The 2877-nt window shown below is 64.8% G+C and carries 3 protein-coding genes; all 3 read right to left on the reverse strand.

Annotated features, from left to right (window positions below; translation table 11 throughout):
* On the reverse strand, positions 1 to 611 hold a 611-nt coding region (locus tag ACEQXV_RS13815), incomplete at its 3' end, for a sugar phosphate isomerase/epimerase family protein (protein WP_370269689.1).
* On the reverse strand, positions 608 to 1312 hold the full coding sequence (locus tag ACEQXV_RS13820; protein ID WP_283983932.1) for a GntR family transcriptional regulator: 705 nt from the start codon (positions 1310 to 1312) through the stop codon (positions 608 to 610). The genes ACEQXV_RS13820 and ACEQXV_RS13815, both read right to left, overlap by 4 nt.
* Positions 1313 to 1912: 600 nt before the next feature.
* Positions 1913 to 2877, reverse strand: a 965-nt coding sequence (locus tag ACEQXV_RS13825) for a M20 aminoacylase family protein (RefSeq protein ID WP_370269690.1), incomplete at its 5' end; no start/stop codon positions are given.

Raw genomic sequence — 2877 nt, forward strand, 5'->3', positions numbered from 1 at the left:
AGCAGCGCGTCGGTGGTTTCGGGCGCGGGCAAGGGCGCATCGCAGATCTGGACAGAGCGCAGCAGGCGGGGCGCGATCTGCCGCAGATCGTCGGTCGTGCCGCCGCAGCGCGCATGGTGCAACGTGTCCACGAGATAACCGACGTTGGTGGCCCCGCTTGCCTTGATCAGGCCGAGACAGGCGCCGGGCCGGTTCACGCCGCGCCACTTCATGCACTCGATGTCCACCGACAGGCCGCGTTCCCCCGCCAGCGCGCAGACACGCGCAAATCGTTCTGCCAGTGCGGGAAAGACATCGGCACAGGTGTTGACCCGCTGCGCACCCAGTTGCGCCGCCGCATCCAGCGCGGGGATCAGCGCCTCGGGGTCGAACCCCGCGTCGATCACCACGGTTTCGATGTCGTAAAGGCCGATCCCTTCGCCTTCCATGACGCTGGCCAGCTCGCGCAGGCCGGCCGCGTCGGGCAGCCAGTTCAATTGTCCGGTGGCAACAGGGTGGAACCGAAGGCCTACAAAACCAAAACCCGCCTGCCGCGCCAGCCGCACCAGGTCGACCGGAGACAGGTCGAGAAACGTGAAATGCCCAAGGCCGATGCCGTTCAGCGCGTTCATTGCGGGGTCTCCGGCAAAGAGGCCACGATCAGCCGGCGCAGGTTGTCGGTAGAGCGGGTGATATGTCCGGTGAGCAACGCGCAGGCCTCATCCGCGCGGCGCTCCACAGCGGCCTGTGCGATGGCGGTGTGCTCGTCGATGACCTCGCGCTGGATCGCCGTGGCCTTGAGGTAGATCAGCCGGTAACGGTCGTTCAGCGCGACAAGCTGGTGATACATCTTCATCAGCAGCGGCATGTCGCAGCGGGCGATCAGCGCCTCGTGAAAGGCGTTGTTGGCGGCTTCCCAAGCCGTAAGGCTTGCCGCATCCCCCGGCACGCGCAGCGTGCGGTTCAGACGGTGCAGCGCGCCCATGACCTCACCTTCCCATTCCAGCCCGCCATTGGCGATGGCGCGGCGCAGGGCATAGGGCTCCAGCTCGATCCTCAGCGCGGCGACCTCGTCCAGGTTCGCCACGGAGATCGGCGTGACCGTGTAGCCCTTCATGGCTTCCGCCTCGACCAGTCCGGTGGCGACCAGCCGGTTCATCGCCTCGCGCAGCGGCGACAGCCCGACGCCATGCTGATCCCGCAGCCGGTCGAGATTCAGCTTTTCTCCGGGTGCAAGCCGACCGTGCAGGATGTCCTGACGCACCCGCGCCTCGATCCGGGCGGCAATCGTCTGCTTGGCGGCAGGATATGGTTGGTTTGCGGGATGGGCCATGGGCTGTCCTCCTGGGTGGAAGTCATAGGAGGTCAGGATAACCCATGTAAACACCAAAAATTGGCAAAACCTCAGATAATCGATTATTAAGGGGGGCACAAATTAACACCCTCCAAAGCGCGCATCGTTCAGCCGCGCCGCCCTCGCCCTGCTGCTGGCCGCGGAAAGCCCGCCGGTCCTGCACCTCTCCGCCGTCAACACCTAAACGGAACGGCCCACTACCGCGCGGACCGCGTCATTGGTCCCACGGTTGACGGCTTTGCCGCCTTCGAGCCGCATAGGAACGCGACCCTCGTCGCAGCTGGCTTGGAGCTGGGGGCCATCGCAGTTGGCGATCCGGGAACGTCCGTTAAGAACGTGATAGATTTGGCCCCGGCAGGTTCCTCACGCGGACCGACCGAGGCTTCGTTGCCGCGCAGATAACCCGCGCGTCATCGTGAACCTGCCGGAAAACTCCGGCTTCCGACAATCCAGAGTCGGGTCACCGGTCAGTATGTCACCGGCTCGCAGGGTCTTGTCTCATGTCGTGGCCAAGCGCATGCAGCGAAACTCCCATGCGTAGCCTGCAATTGGATTTCCCAACTGCGAGCCCGTCTGCCGTCAAGCCGCCGGGAGACGCTGACGCACCAGCGTCGTCCAGTACGAGCATCCCCAGCCGATCACGTCATCGTCGAAATCGTATTCCGGATGATGCAGTCCCGCCGAGGGACCGTTGCCAATGTTGATCATCGCACCGGGAACCTCGTTCAGCATGAAAGAGAAATCCTCGCCGCCCAACACCGGCGCCATTTCGAGATCGACACGGTCCACACCTGCCACTTCCTGCGCTGCCTGTGCGGCCAGGTCCGTTTCGCGCTCATGGTTCACGGTCACGGGGTAGTGGCGGATATAGTCGACCTTCCCGGTCGCACCGAAACCCGACGCGATATTTTCTACCAGGCTCTTCAGCCGGGCCGCCACCTGATCGCGGACCTCCTCGCGCAAGGCGCGCACCGTGCCGGTGATCTCTGCCGTCTGCGGGATCACGTTGAAAGCGTTTCCGGCATGCATGGTGCACAGGGACACCACGGCGTTGTCCATCGGGTCGATGGTGCGCGAAGCGATGGTCTGCACAGACTGGATGATCGTTGCCGCGACCGGCAGCGGATCGATGGTCTCGTTCGGCTTGGCCGCATGGCCGCCGCGCCCTTCGATGGTGATGCGGACCTCGTCGACCGAGCCCATGATCGGGCCGGGCGCAATCGTGAATTCGCCCACCGGCATTCCGGGCCGGTTGTGCATCCCGTAGACCTCGTTGCAGGGCCAGCGGGTGAACAGACCGTCTTCGATCATTGCCCTGGCCCCTGCCCCGCCTTCCTCGGCCGGCTGGAAGATAACGATCACCGTGCCGTCGAAGGCGCGGCTTTGGGCCAGGTGTTTCGCCGCGCCCAAGAGCATCGTGGTATGGCCGTCATGACCGCAGGCGTGCATCTTGCCGGGCACCTGCGAGGCCCATGGCTTGCCCGTGGCCTCGTTGATCGGCAGCGCATCCATGTCGGCGCGCAACCCGATCATGCGCCCGCTCC

Origin of the sequence: Nioella sp., from assembly GCF_964229645.1 — a bacterium.
GTDB lineage: Bacteria > Pseudomonadota > Alphaproteobacteria > Rhodobacterales > Rhodobacteraceae > Nioella.

Bases quoted from the DNA above. Each gene is read 5' to 3' on its own strand.
- ACEQXV_RS13820 (WP_283983932.1), bottom strand. From the start codon at position 1,312: ATGGCCCATCCCGCAAACCAACCATATCCTGCCGCCAAGCAGACGATT.